The 15,221-nt window shown below is 71.6% G+C and carries 17 protein-coding genes; 6 read left to right on the top strand and 11 right to left on the bottom strand.

What is annotated here, in order from left to right:
* Window positions 1-18: 18 nt before the first annotated feature.
* Window positions 19-678 carry a GPP34 family phosphoprotein gene (locus tag C6W10_RS06185; RefSeq protein WP_159079532.1) on the bottom strand — a complete coding sequence of 220 codons (660 nt, stop codon included), beginning with the start codon at window positions 676-678 and terminating at the stop codon, window positions 19-21.
* A 221-nt stretch (window positions 679-899) separates the two neighbouring features.
* Here C6W10_RS06185 and C6W10_RS06180 point away from each other — a divergent pair, with 221 nt between their 5' ends.
* A complete protein-coding gene (locus tag C6W10_RS06180) occupies window positions 900-2,393 on the top strand; it encodes an APC family permease (protein WP_107257209.1) in 1,494 nt (497 codons plus the stop codon).
* A gap of 186 nt (window positions 2,394-2,579) precedes the next feature.
* On the opposite strand, the gene C6W10_RS06175 is transcribed toward C6W10_RS06180, so the two are convergent.
* Entirely contained in the window at window positions 2,580-3,734 is a 1,155-nt protein-coding gene (locus C6W10_RS06175; protein WP_107257208.1) for an MBL fold metallo-hydrolase, read from the bottom strand.
* Between the two features lie 242 nt (window positions 3,735-3,976).
* On the opposite strand from C6W10_RS06175, the gene C6W10_RS06170 reads away from it, so the two are divergent.
* The gene (locus C6W10_RS06170; RefSeq protein WP_107257207.1) at window positions 3,977-4,636 is read left to right on the top strand and encodes a class I SAM-dependent methyltransferase; all 660 of its coding nucleotides are present in this window, start codon (window positions 3,977-3,979) and stop codon (window positions 4,634-4,636) included.
* A 71-nt stretch (window positions 4,637-4,707) separates the two neighbouring features.
* Here the strand turns inward: C6W10_RS06170 and C6W10_RS06165 are convergent, their stop codons facing one another.
* From C6W10_RS06165 to C6W10_RS06150, 4 genes are all read right to left on the bottom strand, one after another.
* A complete protein-coding gene (locus C6W10_RS06165; protein WP_234361641.1) occupies window positions 4,708-5,727 on the bottom strand; it encodes a serine hydrolase in 1,020 nt (339 codons plus the stop codon).
* 207 nt (window positions 5,728-5,934) lie between these two features.
* Window positions 5,935-6,696: a succinate dehydrogenase/fumarate reductase iron-sulfur subunit gene (locus C6W10_RS06160; RefSeq protein WP_107257206.1), complete on the bottom strand. Its 762-nt coding sequence runs from the start codon at window positions 6,694-6,696 to the stop codon at window positions 5,935-5,937.
* Entirely contained in the window at window positions 6,693-8,630 is a 1,938-nt protein-coding gene (locus tag C6W10_RS06155) for a fumarate reductase/succinate dehydrogenase flavoprotein subunit (RefSeq protein ID WP_107263708.1), read from the bottom strand. Before C6W10_RS06155 ends, C6W10_RS06160 begins: the two co-directional genes overlap by 4 nt.
* Before the next feature lie 59 nt (window positions 8,631-8,689).
* Entirely contained in the window at window positions 8,690-9,421 is a 732-nt protein-coding gene (locus tag C6W10_RS06150) for a succinate dehydrogenase cytochrome b subunit (protein WP_107257205.1), read from the bottom strand.
* A 29-nt stretch (window positions 9,422-9,450) separates the two neighbouring features.
* On the opposite strand from C6W10_RS06150, the gene C6W10_RS06145 reads away from it, so the two are divergent.
* Window positions 9,451-10,386 (top strand): LysR family transcriptional regulator, encoded by a 936-nt coding sequence (locus C6W10_RS06145; RefSeq protein ID WP_107257204.1) that lies wholly within the window; start codon window positions 9,451-9,453, stop codon window positions 10,384-10,386.
* 43 nt (window positions 10,387-10,429) lie between these two features.
* Here C6W10_RS06145 and C6W10_RS06140 read toward each other — a convergent pair whose 3' ends face one another.
* The 3 genes from C6W10_RS06140 to C6W10_RS37150 form a co-directional block, all read right to left on the bottom strand.
* Window positions 10,430-10,954, bottom strand: a complete 525-nt coding sequence (locus tag C6W10_RS06140) for a tetratricopeptide repeat protein (protein ID WP_107257203.1) — start codon at window positions 10,952-10,954, stop codon at window positions 10,430-10,432.
* A gap of 116 nt (window positions 10,955-11,070) precedes the next feature.
* On the bottom strand, window positions 11,071-11,655 hold the full coding sequence (locus C6W10_RS37155) for a DUF1707 domain-containing protein (RefSeq protein WP_159104487.1): 585 nt from the start codon (window positions 11,653-11,655) through the stop codon (window positions 11,071-11,073).
* A 47-nt stretch (window positions 11,656-11,702) separates the two neighbouring features.
* A complete protein-coding gene (locus tag C6W10_RS37150; RefSeq protein ID WP_159104486.1) occupies window positions 11,703-11,900 on the bottom strand; it encodes a hypothetical protein in 198 nt (65 codons plus the stop codon).
* 87 nt (window positions 11,901-11,987) lie between these two features.
* Between C6W10_RS37150 and C6W10_RS39620 the strand changes: the two genes are divergently transcribed.
* A complete protein-coding gene (locus C6W10_RS39620; protein WP_107257201.1) occupies window positions 11,988-12,131 on the top strand; it encodes a helix-turn-helix domain-containing protein in 144 nt (47 codons plus the stop codon).
* 45 nt (window positions 12,132-12,176) lie between these two features.
* Window positions 12,177-12,383 (top strand): DUF397 domain-containing protein, encoded by a 207-nt coding sequence (locus C6W10_RS06125; protein ID WP_107263707.1) that lies wholly within the window; start codon window positions 12,177-12,179, stop codon window positions 12,381-12,383.
* A gap of 176 nt (window positions 12,384-12,559) precedes the next feature.
* Here the strand turns inward: C6W10_RS06125 and C6W10_RS06120 are convergent, their stop codons facing one another.
* Complete coding sequence (locus C6W10_RS06120) at window positions 12,560-12,913, bottom strand: helix-turn-helix domain-containing protein (RefSeq protein WP_107257200.1); 354 nt, start codon at window positions 12,911-12,913, stop codon at window positions 12,560-12,562.
* Between C6W10_RS06120 and C6W10_RS06115 the strand changes: the two genes are divergently transcribed.
* Window positions 12,800-13,846: an NAD(P)-dependent oxidoreductase gene (locus tag C6W10_RS06115; RefSeq protein ID WP_369937949.1), complete on the top strand. Its 1,047-nt coding sequence runs from the start codon at window positions 12,800-12,802 to the stop codon at window positions 13,844-13,846. The genes C6W10_RS06120 and C6W10_RS06115 overlap by 114 nt on opposite strands.
* A gap of 97 nt (window positions 13,847-13,943) precedes the next feature.
* Here the strand turns inward: C6W10_RS06115 and C6W10_RS06110 are convergent, their stop codons facing one another.
* A complete protein-coding gene (locus tag C6W10_RS06110) occupies window positions 13,944-15,002 on the bottom strand; it encodes a family 43 glycosylhydrolase (RefSeq protein ID WP_159104485.1) in 1,059 nt (352 codons plus the stop codon).
* Between the last annotated feature and the right edge of the window lie 219 nt (window positions 15,003-15,221).

The raw sequence follows: 15,221 nt of genomic DNA, 5'->3' as shown, positions 1-15,221 counted from the left end.
TCGTCTTCGCCGACCCGGTCAGCGGCGCAGCGTGAGCGTGGTGGCGGCGACGGCCGCGTCGACCGCGTCGAGCAGGTCGCCGAGTTCCGTCGGGAGCAGCCGCCGGCCGGCGGCGATCCGCTCGGTGACGATCGTCCGGTTCGCCGGGATCAGCGCCCGGACCAGTCCACCAGCCCGGACCAGCCCGGCCAGCGTCGCGGTGCGCGCGTCCAGCGGCTGGTCGGAGCGCTCCAGCACGGCGTTGAGCCGGACCCGGGGCCGGGCGACCCGGTTCGGGTCGAGCCCGGGAAAGCGGACCGTGGTGCGCAGGTTCAGCCCCCGGGTGGTCATCCGGCGTACCGCGCCGGCGCTGACCAGCCGGTCGCCGACGTGGTCCCGGACCCGGGGGGCGAGGAACTCCAGCCAGGAGCGGGCCGGATGGCCGTCGCCACGGCGTACCATCTCGGCCAGCACCCGGTCGGTGACCGGCTCGCGCCAGGCCCGGTCGTCGGCGACGTAGACGCCGGACCGGACGAGGGTGATCCGCCCGTCGAAGAGCAGTTCGGCGAGGAGCGCGCCGGAGAGCGCGGCATCCACCAGATTCGCCGCGGCGTGCGGCTTGCCGCTGTAGTCATCGTGTGCGATGAGGAACAGCTCGTCGGCCAGCCGCTCGGTGGGTGGGCCCGGGTAATTGGTCATGGTCATCCTCGGCCGGCCGGCTGGCGTGCCGGGGCGGTCACTCCGCAATGTCGATGCAGGACGGTACGGCATGCACACTGTCCGTTCAACCCGCCCTGGCCCTGCGTGTTTGGATACTGTGACGTGTCGATCTCTTGTCGCGGGGCGTGATCGCCCATAACCTCTCCGGTGTCGTTCGAGAGCCCCTTTCTCGTCACCCCCACACCGAGAGAGACCGACACATGTCATCCAGTTCCGCCCCTTCCGGCCCGGAGTCCGGCCTGCGCCGGGGACGTCTGGGCACCGTGCATCTCGTCTTCTTCACCGTCGCGGCGTCGGCACCGCTGACCGTGCTCGGCGGTGGCGTCACGACGATGTACGCCGTCAGCGGCAACGTCGGGGCGGCCCTGTCCTACCTGCTGCTCGCCGCCGTCCTCGGTGTCTTCGCCGTCGGCTACGCCGCGATGAGCCGGTTCGTGAGCAACGCCGGGGCGTTCTACTCGTACATCGCCAACGGGCTGGGCCGGGCGGGCGGGGTCTCCGGCTCCTTCATCGCCCTCGCCTCCTACAACGCGATCCAGATCGGACTGTACGGGCTCTTCGGCGCCGTCCTCGGCGACTTCATGGCGACCAAGTTCGGCGTGGAGCGGCAGTGGTGGGTCTGGGCACTGGTCGGGCTGGTGGTGGTCGCGGTCCTCGGCGTGCTCCAGGTCGACCTGAACGCGACGGTCCTCGCGGTGCTGCTCCTGCTCGAATGCCTCGCGGTCGTCATCTTCGACGCGGTCTCGTTCGGCAACCCGGCCGGCGGCAGCATCAGCCTCGCCGGGCTCGACCCCGGCAACCTCTTCGCGGCGGGGCTCGGTGCGGTCTTCGCGCTGGGGATCGCCTGCTTCACCGGCTTCGAGTCCGGGGCGATCTACAGCGAGGAGGTGCGGGACCCCCGTCGTACCGTGGCCCGGGCCACCTACGTCGCGGTCGCCTTCACCGGCGCCTTCTACGCGCTCTCCGCCTGGGCGTTGACCGTCGTCACCGGTCCGGAGAACGCCCGGGCCGCCTCGGTCGAGGCCGGCCCGGGGGTGGTCTTCGGGACCCTGGCCGAGCATGCCGGCAGCACGGTGGCGGACGTGGCCAACCTGCTCTTCATCACCTCGGTGCTGGCCGCCCTGCTGTCGTTCCACAACGGTGTGGCCCGCTACCTCTTCGCGCTGGGCCGGGAGCGGGTCCTGCCGTCCTTCCTCAGCCAGACCGGGGTCCGCACCGGGGCGCCGGTCGCCGGCTCGCTGACCCAGACCCTGCTGGCCCTCGGCATCGTTCTGGCCTTCGTGCTGGCCGACCGGGATCCGGTGCTCGACCTCTTCACCTGGCTCAGCGGGGTCTCGGCGGTCGGGGTGGTGCTGCTGATGACCCTCACCTCCGCCTCCGTGGTGGGCTTCTTCCGCCGCCGGCCGCAGGTCGGGGTCAGCGCCTGGCAGCGGCTGGTCGCCCCGGCGTCGGCCACCGTGCTGCTCCTCGCCGTCCTGGCGGTGCTGCTGGTGAACTTCGACGCGCTGCTCGCCCCCGGCAACCCGGCCTACCTGGCCTGGGTGCTGCCCGGGGTCACCCTGGTCGCCGCGCTGGTCGGGCTCGGCTGGGGGCTGCTGCTGCGGCGCACCCGGCCGGCCGTCTACGAGGCCGTCGGCCGGGGCGCGGTCGATCCGTCGCCGGCCGAGGAGCCGGATCTGGCGCTGACCCGCTGACCGCCGCCTCCGGCCGCGCCCGAACGGGGCGCGCGCCGGTCGACGCCGGTCGACGCCGGTCGACGCCGGTCGACGCCGGTCGACGCCGGTCGACGCCGGTCGACGCCGGTCGACGCCGGTCGACGCCGGTCGATCCGGCGGCCGGGGCGGGGCGGGGCGCGTAACGGGTTCCGTCCGGTCGGCGGATCAGCCGAGCGGCCGCCACCAACCGTCCACCGGGGGCGGGTGGTCGACGACCACCCGCTCACCGGGACGCGGCACCGCCAGGCGTACGCCCCGGGCCTCGGCCTCCCGGCAGAGCCGGTCCACCGGTTCGGCCCAGCCGTGCGGGGCGAGGTTGAAGGTGCCCCAGTGCACCGGGACGAGGAGTCCGCCGCGCAGGTCCAGGTGTGCGCTGACCGCCTCCTCCGGGTACATGTGGATGTTCGGCCAGGCGGTGGCGTACGCGCCGATCTGGATGAGCGTGACGTCGAACGGGCCGTACCCGGCGCCGATCTCGGCGTAGCCCTCGAAGTAGCCGGAGTCGCCGGAACAGAAGACCCGACGGGTCCGGCCGGCCACCACCCAGGAGCCCCAGAGGGTACGGTCCCGGGCGAACGCGCGCCCGGAGAAGTGCCGGGCCGGGGTGGCGATGACGTCGAGCCCGGCGACCGAGGCGTGCTCGCCCCAGTCCAGCTCCACGATCTGCTCCGCCGGTACGCCCCAGCGCTCCAGGTGGGCGCCGACTCCGAGCGGCACCAGGAACGGCGCGGACTGACTGTCCCGCAGGGCGCGTACGGTCGGCATGTCCAGGTGGTCGTAGTGGTCGTGCGAGATGAGCACCGCGTCCAGCCGGGGGAGCCGGTCCAGCGGCACCGGCATGGGGTGCAGCCGGCGTGGGCCGATCCGGGCCGACGGCGAGCAGCGGTCGCTCCAGACCGGGTCGAGCAGCACCCGCCGTCCCTCGATCTCGATCAGCGCCGACGCGTGGCCGTACCAGAGCACGCTCAGTTCGTCGGGCGGGGCGGTGGCCGGCTCGACGGTCTCCGGCACCAGCACCGGCACGTTGCCGGACGGGTGCCGGGGCTGGTCGCCGAAGATCAGTTCCCGGAGGATTGCCGCCCCGGTGCCGGGGAGCGCGATCCGGGTACTGACCGGGTTGCGGAACGCGCCGGCCCGGAACTGCGGGGAGCGGCGTACCCGGTCGGCCCGGGCGCCGTCGGGAAGTCGGCCGAGCGCGGCCGGCACGTCCCGGACCGCCCAGGCGGCCGCGCCGAGCGCGGCCAGCGCGAGTGGCCAGCGCAGGCGGCGTCGCCGACGGCGCCGGGCCACGACGTCGTCCCGTCCTGCTCTTCCGCGCATCTGCTCCGGGCCCCCTCGTCCCCACGAGCGAGGGTACGCCGGCCGGCGGGTGCCCGGTGCGGACAGGCTCGGACCCGGCACCCGCTGCCCGGCGTCGGCTCGGCCGTGGTGGCACGGCTCGGCTCGCCCGTGCCTGCCCGGCTCGGCTCGGCCGTGCCTGCCCGGTTCGGCTCGGCCGTGGTGGCACGGCTCGGCTCGCCGTGGCGTCGGGTCCGGTGGACCGGCCGCTAGGGTTGCCGTCCATGACCGAGGCACCGTTCCTGCACGCCACCCGCGAGTCCTACGACGCGCTCTCCGTCGACCACCTGCACATCGTCGCCACCGAGCTGCCCCGGATGCCGGTGGACCGGGCGCTGCTGGCGCTCTTCGCCGAGTGGGTGACGGCGACCGGCAACACCACGGTCGCCGACGTCGGCTGTGGCCCCGGTCGGCTGACGAAGGCGCTGCACGAACTCGGTCTGGAGGCGTCCGGTGTCGACCTCTCCCCGAAGATGATCGCCCTGGCCAGGCGGGCCTACCCCGAGCTGCGGTTCGAGGTGGGGTCGATGCTGGCGCTGGAGATCCCGGACGCGTCCCTGGGTGGCCTGCTCGCCAACTACTCGATCATCCATGTCCCCTGGGAGCGCCGCCCGGAGGTCTTCGCGGAGTTCCGCCGGGTGCTGGCCCCGGGCGGGCAGTTGATGCTCTCCTTCCAGGTCGGTGACGACCGCAAGCGCTACGACCGGGTGGACGACCTGACGATCTCGCTCGACTTCTACCGCCAGCAACCGGAGGAGGTCGCCGGACTGTTGGCCGAGGCCGGATTCGAGGTCCGGCTGAAGGCCGTCCGGGCACCGGACTCCGAGCGGGAGCTGACCCACCAGGGCTACCTGCTGGCCCGCCGACCCGTCGCCGCCGGATAGCGCCGCCGGACAGCGTGGCCGATCGCCCCCGAGCCGGCTGGTCGTGGCTCGGGTGTCGGCCGCTTGCGGGGTCAGCCGCCGTTGGTCGGCTGGTACATCCGGGGGCGGCGGGCCGGCACCGACAGGTTGCTCAGCCCGTCGACCGCGGCGAGGAAGGCCGGACCCATCGCCGCCCGGGCCTGCACCGCCGGGTGGGTCGAACCGAAGTTGTCCGGGTCGGCCTGGCCGTCGGCGAAGAGCACGTACGTCAGCACCGGCGTGCCGGCCGGGTCGAAGATCAGTCCGGCCTCGTGCCGGGCGTTGCCGAACCAGCCCGCCTTGGTGGCGATCCGGGCCCGGTCGGCCGAGGACATGTTTCGGCGGATGCCGTCGGTGAACGCGATCGGCGCCCGGAGCTGGTTGAGCAGGAAGGTGGTCGAGGTGGCGGAGAGCAGCGTGCCCCGGACCAGCGCCTGGAGCAGGTCGTGGGTCTCCCGGGCGGTGCTGGTGCCGAGGAAGAACCGGTTCGGGTTGGCGACCGGCTCGACCTGGGTCTTCGGGAAGCCCTTGCCGACCAGGATCTGGTTGAGTTCGGCGGCCGGGCAGACCAGGCCGCAGAGCCGGACGGCGGTGTCGTCGGAGACGGTCAGCAGCGCGGCGAGTACGTGCCCCAGGGTCACCGAGCTGGGGTAGGCGCCGTCCAGGCTGAAGATGCCGTCACCGCCGGGCACCACGATCCCCGAGGTGACCTCGACCCGCTGGTCCAGGGTGAGCAGCCCCCGGTCGACCTTGTCCAGCACCGCCGTCGCCACCGCGATCTTGTTGACGCTGTACGCCTCGACGACGGTGTCCTGGTTCTCCCGTACCGCCGGCAGCGGCGCCGGGCCGGTCCCGCTGGCGACGCTCAGGTACGCGTACCACTTCCCGCCGGCCTTCGTCCTCTCCCGGCGGTAGATCGCGGCGACCCGGTCGGCGCGGGCCCGGTCGGGGCTGTCGAGTCCCTTCCCGCCACTGTTCGGCGCGGCCATCGCCGGAGTGGCGGTACCGAGCACGACGCCGGCGGTGGCGGCGCTGCCGATGCCCAGTGCGGTCCTGCGATTCACCCTGCTCACCACGTGCTCCCATCGGAGGGGTCGATGTCACCCGCCGGCGGCTGTCCGGTGCGGACGCGGCCCTCGGGACGGCTGCCGGATCTGCGGCTCGTTGACGGGTAACAATAGGCGACTCCGGCCCGGACCGCTGCGGCCTCCGGCTCACGCCCGCGCCGGTGTACGGCGACGTGTGCGGCCGTGCCGGGCGGCGGTGGGGTGTGGCGCGGGTCAGGTGCCGGGCGCTCCGTCCCGTTCCCGGGTGGCCTTGAGATAGTCCCGGTTGAGCCGGCCGATGCTGGTCAGCGGGATCCCCTTCGGACAGACGGCGGTGCACTCGCCGATGTTGGTGCAGCCGCCGAAACCGGCCTCGTCGTGCGCGTCGACCATCCCGACGACTCGGGTGGAACGCTCCGGCTGACCCTGCGGCAGCAGGCTCAGGTGACTCACCTTGGCGGCGGTGAAGAGCATCGCCGAACCGTTCGGGCAGGCCGCGACGCAGGCGCCGCAGGCGATGCAGGCGGCCGACTCGAAGGCGGCGTCGGCGTCGGACTTGCGGACGAGTTGGGCGTGCGCCTCCGGGGCGGAGCCGGTCGGCGCGGTGATGTATCCGCCGGCCGCGATGATCCGGTCGAATGCGCTCCGGTCCACCACCAGGTCCTTGATCACCGGGAACGCCTTGGCCCGCCACGGCTCGATGTCGATGGTCTGGCCGTCCCGGAAGTGTCGCATGTGGAGCTGGCAGGCGGTGGTCGCCCGCTCCGGGCCGTGTGCCACACCGTTGATCACCATGCCGCAGGCGCCGCAGATGCCTTCCCGGCAGTCGTGGTCGAAGGCGATCGGTTCCTCGCCGTCGAGGGTCAGCCGGTCGTTGAGTACGTCCAGCATCTCCAGGAACGACATGTCGGGGGAGACGTCCGGGACCTGGTAGCTGACCATCCGGCCGGGGTCGTCCGGTCCGCTCTGGCGCCAGATCCGCAGGGTCAGGTTCACTTGTAACTCCGCTGGGTGGGGTGGACGTACTCGAAAACCAGGTCTTCCCTGTGCAGTACCGGCGGTCGGTCGGCGCCGGTGAACTCCCAGGCCGCCACGTAGCTGAAGTTGTCGTCGTCGCGCTGCGCCTCGCCCTCCGGGGTCTGGCTCTCGCTCCGGAAGTGCCCGCCCGCCGACTCGGTACGGTGCAGCGCGTCGATGCACATCAGCTCGGCCAGCTCGAAGAAGTCGGCGACCCGGCCGGCCTTCTCCAGCGCCTGGTTGAGCCCCTCGCCGTCGCCGGGCACCCGCACCCGCTGCCAGAACTGTTCCCGCAGACTGCGGATCTCGGCGAGCGCCTTGCGCAGCCCGGCGTCGCTGCGCTCCATGCCGCAGTGGTCCCACATGATCTGGCCCAGCTCGCGGTGGAACGAGTCGACGGTCCGGTCGCCCTGGCAGGCGAGCAGCCGGCCCAGCCGGTCGGTGACGTCGTCGCGGGCCGCCACCACCTCGGGATGGTCCTCGGCCAGCGACTCGAACGGCCCGGCGGCGAGATAGTCGGCGATGGTGCTGGGCAGTACGAAGTAGCCGTCGGCCAGGCCCTGCATCAGCGCCGAGGCGCCGAGCCGGTTGGCGCCGTGGTCGGAGAAGTTCGCCTCGCCGATCACGAAGAGGCCGGGAATGGTCGACTGGAGGTCGTAGTCGACCCAGAGCCCCCCCATCGTGTAGTGCACCGCCGGATAGATCCGCATCGGCACCTCGTACGGGTCCTCGCCGGTGATCCGCTGGTACATCTCGAAGAGGTTGCCGTACCGGTCGGCGATGGCGGAGCGGCCGAGCCGGTCGATCGCGTCGGCGAAGTCGAGATAGACGCCGAGCCCGGTCTGCCCGACGCCCCGGCCGGAGTCGCAGACGTTCTTGGCCGCCCGGGAGGCGATGTCCCGGGGGACGAGGTTGCCGAAGGACGGGTACATCCGCTCCAGGAAGTAGTCCCGCTCGTCCTCGGGGATCTGCCGGGGTGGCCGGTCGTCGCCGGCCGCCTTCGGCACCCAGACCCGCCCGTCGTTGCGCAGCGACTCGCTCATCAGGGTCAGCTTCGACTGGTGGTCGCCGGAGACCGGGATGCAGGTCGGGTGGATCTGCGTGTAGCAGGGGTTGGCGAAGAGCGCGCCCTTGCGGTGCGCCCGCCAGGTGGCGGTGACGTTGCAGCCCTTGGCGTTGGTGGAGAGGTAGAAGACGTTGCCGTAGCCGCCGGAGGCGAGCACCACGGCGTCGGCGAAGTCGGTAGTGATCTCGCCGGTGACCAGGTCGCGGACCACGATGCCCCGGGCCCGGCCGTCGACCACGATCAGTTCCAGCATCTCGTGCCGGCTGTGCATCTCGACCCGGCCGAGCCCGATCTGCCGCTCCAGCGCCTGGTAGGCCCCGAGCAGCAACTGCTGGCCCGTCTGGCCCCGGGCGTAGAAGGTGCGCTGCACCTGGGCGCCGCCGAACGAGCGGGTGTCGAGCAGTCCGCCGTACTCCCGGGCGAACGGTACGCCCTGGGCCACCGCCTGGTCGATGATCTCCACCGAGACCTCGGCGAGCCGGCGTACGTTCGACTCCCGGGACCGGAAGTCGCCGCCCTTGACGGTGTCGTAGAAGAGGCGCTGGATCGAGTCGCCGTCGTTGCGGTAGTTCTTGGCTGCGTTGATGCCGCCCTGGGCGGCGATCGAGTGCGCCCGGCGCGGGCTGTCCTGGTAGCAGTATGACTTGACCTGGTAGCCCTGCTCGCCCAGCGTCGCGGCGGCCGAGCCGCCGGCCAGCCCGGTGCCGACGACGATCACGGTGAGCTTGCGCCGGTTGGCCGGGTTGACGAGTTTGGCGGAGAACCGGCGGCGCTGCCAGCGGGTCTCGATCGGCCCGTCCGGCGCCTTGGTGTCGGCGATCGGCTCGCCGATGGTGAAGAGGTCCAGCCCGTTGGTGGGGTTCATCGATCCGTGGGTGGAGTTCACCGAGCCGTTGGCGGAGTTCATCAGCGCACCAATCCCGCGATCACCGCGAAGGGGACGACCAGGTAGCCGGCGCAGAGCGCGACGGCGAAGCCGAGCGAGAGCGCCCGGGCCCGGGCCTCGCCCCGGGGAGTCTGCTGACCGAGGCTGCGGAACGCGCTGAACATGCCGTGCCGCAGGTGGAAGCCGAGGGTGACGATCGCGACGGTGTAGAGCAGGGTGACGTACCAGCGTTCCGGCGCGAAGTCGGCGGCCACGTTCGCGTACGGCCGGCGCGGGTCGCCGACCGGGTTCAGGTCGCCGGTGGTCAGGTCCAGCAGGTGGTAGACGACGAAGAGCGCGATGATCAATCCGCCCCAGCGCATCGTCCGGGCCGCGTAGCTGCCCTGCACCTTGGGGCGGTGCGCGTACCGGACGGGTCGGGCCGCCCGGGCCCGCCGGGCCAGCACGGTGGCCGACCAGATGTGCGCGACCAGCGCGACGCCGAGCACGGCACGCTGGATCCAGAGGTACCAGGTGTCCGGCAGCACGGGAGCGCCGATGGTACGCAGCCAGTGCGCGTAGTGGTCGAACGACTCGGGGCCGAAGAAGATCTTGAGATTGCCGAGCATGTGCGCGATGAGGAAGAGCACCAGCAGGATGCCCGTCACCGCCATCACGGCCTTGAGGCCGATGCTGGACCGGATCGGCGACCGCGTCGATACAGCTGTCACCTGATGAACGCTAGGAGACCTCTGATTAGTCGTCCAATGCATCGAAGCCTCAGCAACGATAGCTGTAGGCTATCAACGTGCAGCTCCACCAGTTGAGATACTTCGTGGCGGTGGCAGAAACCCGGCATTTCACTCATGCCGCCGACAACGTGGGCATCACCCAGCCGTCGCTGAGTAAGCAGATTCACGCCCTGGAGGCGGACCTCGGCGCCCCGCTCTTCGAACGGGTACGCGGCAACATCGGGCTGACGGCGGCCGGCGAGGTGCTGCTGCCGCTCGCCGAACGCATCCTCGCCGACGTCGACACCGCCCGCCGGGAGGTGCAGGAGATCGTCGGGGTCCGGCGCGGCCGGGTACGCCTCGGCGCCACCCCAAGCCTCGCCACCTCGCTCGCCCCCACCGTGCTGCGCCGGTTCCGGGACGCCCACCCCGGCGTCGACCTGCGGGTGGAGGAGAGCGGCTCGCAGGACCTCGTCCGCGACCTGCTCCGGGGCGAGCTGGACCTGGCGCTGATCATCCTGCCCGCGACCGGTGCCGACCCGGCGCTGATCGCCGAGCCGATCCTCCGGGACAACCTGGTGGTCGCCTCGCTCAACCCACTGCCGATGACCGACTCGGCCGGCACCATGCACCTCACCGACCTGCGCCACCAGCCGCTGGTGATGTTCCGGCAGGGCTACGACCTGCGGGACGCCACCCTGCGGGCCTGTCGCGAGGCGGGCTTCGAGCCCTCGCTCGCGGTGGACGGCGGCGAGATGGACGCGGTGCTGAGCTTCGTGGAGGCGGGACTCGGCGTGGCCCTGGTGCCGGGCATCGTGGTCGCCCGCCGCCCGAGACTCTGGGTCACCCCGCTGGCCCCGCCCGGAGTGCACCGGACCATCGCGCTGGCCCGGCGCCGGGAACCGGAACCCACCCACGCGGCGCGGGCGTTCCGGCGGATCCTGCTGCAATACATCGGTACGGCGGCCGAGAACTCGACGCTGCCGGCGGGCGTCACGCCGTACTGACGCCGACCTGTCCGGTTCGATGTCGGCCGCTCCGGTCCGGCGGCTACTCCGGCCTCCCGTCAGGGGTGAGGAGCAGTCGCGCGTAGTTCGCCATCGAGCGCTGGTAGCGGGGCAGGTGCGGGGCGAGCGCGGCGACCGCGACCGATACCGCCTCCCGTTCCCGGCCGCTGTCGGCCAGGCAGAGCGCCAGCGTCGCGCTGATCGCGTCGGCGAGCCCCCGGGTCGGCTCGTCCAGCGTCGCCGGGTCGATGTCGCGCTCGGCCTTCAGCAGGGTGACCGCGAGTTCGGCCTCTCCGATGTTCCGCAGCGAGCTGGACATCTGGATCACGGCGCGGCGCCGCCGGTAGCCGGCGAGTCCGTGGTCGAGCGCCCACCGGTAGAGCGGAACGGCCCGGTCGGAGTGGCCGGTGGAGTCCCAGGCACAGGCCCGCTCGAACGCGGCGACCGGATCGCCGTCGGGCAACTCCGCCGCCAGGCTCTCGATCAGGGCCCGGAAGTCGTCCTCCCGGCCCTCGTACTCGTCGATCGACGCCCACGCCTCGGCGACCCGCCGCTCCCAGTCCCGCATCCGTGCAGACTCCCAGGACCGCCGGCGGTGTCGAGGTCGGCACCGGCCGTGGTGACCCGAGCCACACATCTGCGGGTCCGCCACCTGAGACGCGTCGAGGCTCGTCGCGGCTCGGGCTACCAGCGCCAGCGCCAGAAGCGGCGCTCGTAGCGCACCACCAGCGTCCCGGCGGCGGTGCTGCCGGTGACGACGAGGTGCGGGGCGGTCGAGCCGGGTTCGGGGGTGGACGGCACCTTGGCCGTCGCCGTGCCGGCGCTCGTGTTGACCCCGTCGATGTTGGCGGTCGCGCCTGCCGGCAACACGATGGTCGTGGAGCCGGCCTGGGTGGCGAGGTTGACGTCGACCACGCGGTGACTGATCACGGCGTGCCGCAGGTCGAGCTTGACGGTGCCGGCCTTGCTGCGGACCACGAGTTTCCGGGGTACGGCCCACCGACCCGAGCGCTTGATCTCCCCGGCGAAGCTGTTCAGTTCGACGACCTCGTCGGGTGCGACGGCCGGGGCCACGTCCGGCAGGTCGGCGACGTACGGCTGCACCTCGGTGTCGGTCCGGGCACGGAGCACGGCGTCGACGCGCTCCTCGAACTCGGGCAGGGTCAACCGGCCCTCCGCGACCGCAGCGCTCAACCGGGAGACGACGGCCTCCCGCTCGGCGTCGGACAGGCGCACCTCCCGCCTCGGCGGGACCAACTCACCACTCACCTGACCAACACTACGGTTCGGCCCACAGGTACAGAAGCCCGGCCGGCTCAGTCGCGCGGACCCGGCGGCCCGCACGTCCGTTCCTCGCCGGCCGGTTGCCCGGTGTGCGTGTCGTCGGTCGGGTCGAGCAGTTCGGTCAGGGTCAGCAGGGCCTCGACCGTCATGTTCCGCCGCCACGCCGTTTCGGTCAGCAGCCGCATCGCCGCGTAGCAGGGCTCCCGGTGGGTCAGTTCCTCCAGGCTCATCGGCCGTTCCTTCACATCGCGCGGGTTTCCATTGCCCTGCAAACGCAAGCCACCTGAGACTGGAGAGGAGCGGCGGAACTCCGCGCACTGCGGCACCACGCCGCACTTACCCGGGAAGACGTCGCGGAACTTGCCCACATGAATCCCGCCACGCTCTGGCGGCTTGAAACGGCGATCTATTCGAGCATCTGCGCGCGGCGGCGCTCAATCCGGCGGCCTCCGTCCGGATGATCGTCCGCGTCGCCGAACAGCACTGATCGGAGGGAGGTGAGGAAGATGTACGACGTCAGCATGTCCAGCGCCAGGTGGCGTACGAGCAGTCGTTCAGGTGGTAACGGCAACTGTGTCGAGGTTGCCGACAATCTCGGAGCCGTCGTTCTGGTGCGGGACAGCAAGGACCGGTCCGGCCCGGTGCTGGAGTTCCGGTCAGCCACATGGGCGACCTTCACGATGTCGCTGAAGGACGGGAGGCCCTCGGCGTAACCGTTTCGCAGCACGGTTCGGCGGCCCCGCCGTACCCACGGCCGGGGCCGCCGTCCGCGCCGTCGCGGGTAGCCACTTTTTTGTGCGTACTTGTCGGGCCACCGCCTGCGTACGAGTCTGGTTGCGGGCGGTCGGACGGCCGCCGGAATCCGGATCGACGGGAGGTCGGCGGGATGTCAGGAGGCCGACGGCTGGGCGGCAGCGAGCCTGTCCAGGCGGCGGTGTCCCCAGTCGGAGAGTGGCCCCAACGCCTCGGCGAGGTCTCGGCCGAACGGGGTCAGCGAATAGACAGTCTTCAGCGGTAGTACGTCGTGCACCTCCCGGTGCACCAGCCCGTCGCTCTCCATCTCGCGTAGCGCCTGGGTCAGTACCTTCTCGGTGAGGCCGGGCAGCCGCCGTCGCAGCTCGGCGGGGCGGTGCGGGCCGGATTCCAGCAGCCAGAGCAGCGACGTCTTCCACTTGCCGTCGATCACGGCGATCGCGGCGGTCACCCCGCAGACGTTCAGATCCCGGGCACGGCTGCGCGTCATCTACGTCCTCTTCACCCAAGTGCGCACAAGTTCAGGAGTACCAGCATGTCCTCACACCCCGAACACTCCGCTGTCACGGTACTCGGTCTCGGACCGATGGGCCGGGCCCTGGCCGGCGCGTTCCTGGCCGCCGGCCTGCCGACCACGGTCTGGAACCGGACTCCCGGCCGGGAGACCGCCCTGGTCGAGCGGGGCGCGGCCGGCGCCGGCTCGGTCGCGGAGGCGGTCGCCGCGAGCGACCTGACCGTGGTCTGCGTGGTCAACAACGACGCGGTGGACGTGATCCTCCGGACCGACGCCGTCGCCGACGCGCTCAAGGGTCGTACGGTGGCGAACCTCAGTGCCGACACGCCGCAGCGGGCCCGGGACGTCGCCGCCTGGGCGGCCGAGCACGGCATCGGCTACCTGGACGGTGCGATCATGACGCCGACCAGCACCATCGGTACGCCGGACGGCGTCTTCATCCACAGTGGTCCGAGCGACCTCTACCGGCGGCACCGGCCCGTGCTGGAGAGGCTGGGCGGCACGCACTCCCACGTCGGCGAGGAGATCGGCCGGGCTGCGGCGTACGACATCGCCCTGCTCGACATCTTCTGGACCGCGATGGCGGGCTGGGCGCACGCGCTGGCGGTGGCCCGGGCGGAGGGAATCAGTGCGCGGGAACTCGCGCCCTTCGCCCAGGGCATCGGCGCGATCCTGCCGCCGGTATTCGAGCAGACGGCGGCGGAGGTGGCGGACGGCAGCTACTCCGGTGCGGACAACCCGATCACCTCGGCGGCCTCGACCATGGCGCACATCGTGCACGCCTCGGAGGCGCACGGGATCGACGCGAGCGTGATGCGGGCGGTCGAGGGTATGACCCGCCGGGTGATCGGGCTCGGCCACGGCACGGACGGCTTCCTCCGGGTGGCCGAACTCCTCGGTCGCCGTTAGCGCCTGTGTCGAAATCGGGGAAGCCAGGGGCGGTGGGCGGTTCGGCCATGCTGGGACGTCCTCGTGGTGAGGGCGTCCCAGCGGGCCGTGTGGGTGGTTACGAGTCGCCGGAGGGGCCGGCGATGGTGGTGCCGGTGCGGACCGGTACGCCGGGGTTCGGGGTGCCGTCGGAGTTCCAGCCGATCTTCTGCGCTCGGGTGGTGCGGGTGGTGCCGCAGCCCTGGTTGGCGGAGGAGTTGGCGTGGTAGACGATCCAGGTTTCCGCGCCGTCGGGTGATCTGGTGAAGGAGGCGTGGCCTGGGCCGTAGACGCCGTTGGCGTCGCTGCGTTGGAAGATGGGGGTCGATCGCTTCGTCCAGGAGCTGGGCGACATCGGGTCGCCGCCGGTCCAGGTCAGGGTGCCGAGCTTGTAGTCGGGTGTGTTGCAGGAGCTGGCCGAGTACGTCAGGAAGGTTCGTCCGCCGTTGTAGACGGCGTACGGGCCTTCGTTGACGGCGCCGCCCTGCCGTTCCCAGGACAGGGTGGGGGACGAGATTCGTACGCCGTTGCGGGAGACCTGGGTCGGTGAGGACATCGGGGCGATGAACAGTCCTTGTTCGCCGCCTCGGAAGGCGGAGTAGACGAAGTGGTTCACGTAGCCGTTGAACCGGACGACGCTGCCGTCGATCGCCCATCCGTTGTTGGGTTCGAGGTTGAGGATGCCCCGGTAGGTGTACGGGCCGAGTGGGTCGGTGCCGTTGCTTTCGAGTACGCCGGTGCGGCGTGCGCCCTGGCCGGGGGAGGGTTCGGCGGAGAAGTAGATGTACCACCGATTGTTGATCCACTGGATGTCCGGTGCCCACATGGTGCAGCAGCCGGGTCCGGGGGCGAGGGTGAACAGCGTCCGTTCCGGCGCGTTCTTCAGCCCGGCCATGGTGGACGAGGTGCGCATGACGATTCTCGAGGTCCAGGTGGTGGCGATGTAGTACCAGTTGCCGTTGCTGTAGACGATCGACGGGTCCGCGCTGTTCGGGGCGCCGACGAGGGGGTTGGTGAACGACGGTCCGGGCGCGGCGAGTGCCGGGGCGGCGGGGACGGTCGCGCCCAGGGTCGACACGAGTACGGCGACGACGGCGGTGGTCAGCAGCCGTCGCGCCGCTTTCGGTCTGTGGATCATGATCATCGCGGTTCCTTCCTTGGGACCTGCGTCCGGGAATGGGCGGGGCTGCTGCCCGAGACCACTCGGGGACGCGCTGACGGTGTCTTCACCGGCCGGTGAGGTGGTGGTACAGCTCCCTTCGTGACCGCTGAATGGGTGCTCTGAGGCGTCATCGCGCTTGCGGGTGCCTGGGCCGGTCCGGGGTGGTGGGCCCTCGTCCATCCGGGATGATCCGGC

It is taken from the genome of Plantactinospora sp. BB1, assembly GCF_003030385.1.
GTDB lineage: Bacteria > Actinomycetota > Actinomycetes > Mycobacteriales > Micromonosporaceae > Plantactinospora.
This window is presented reverse-complemented; position numbering and strand designations above follow the sequence as displayed.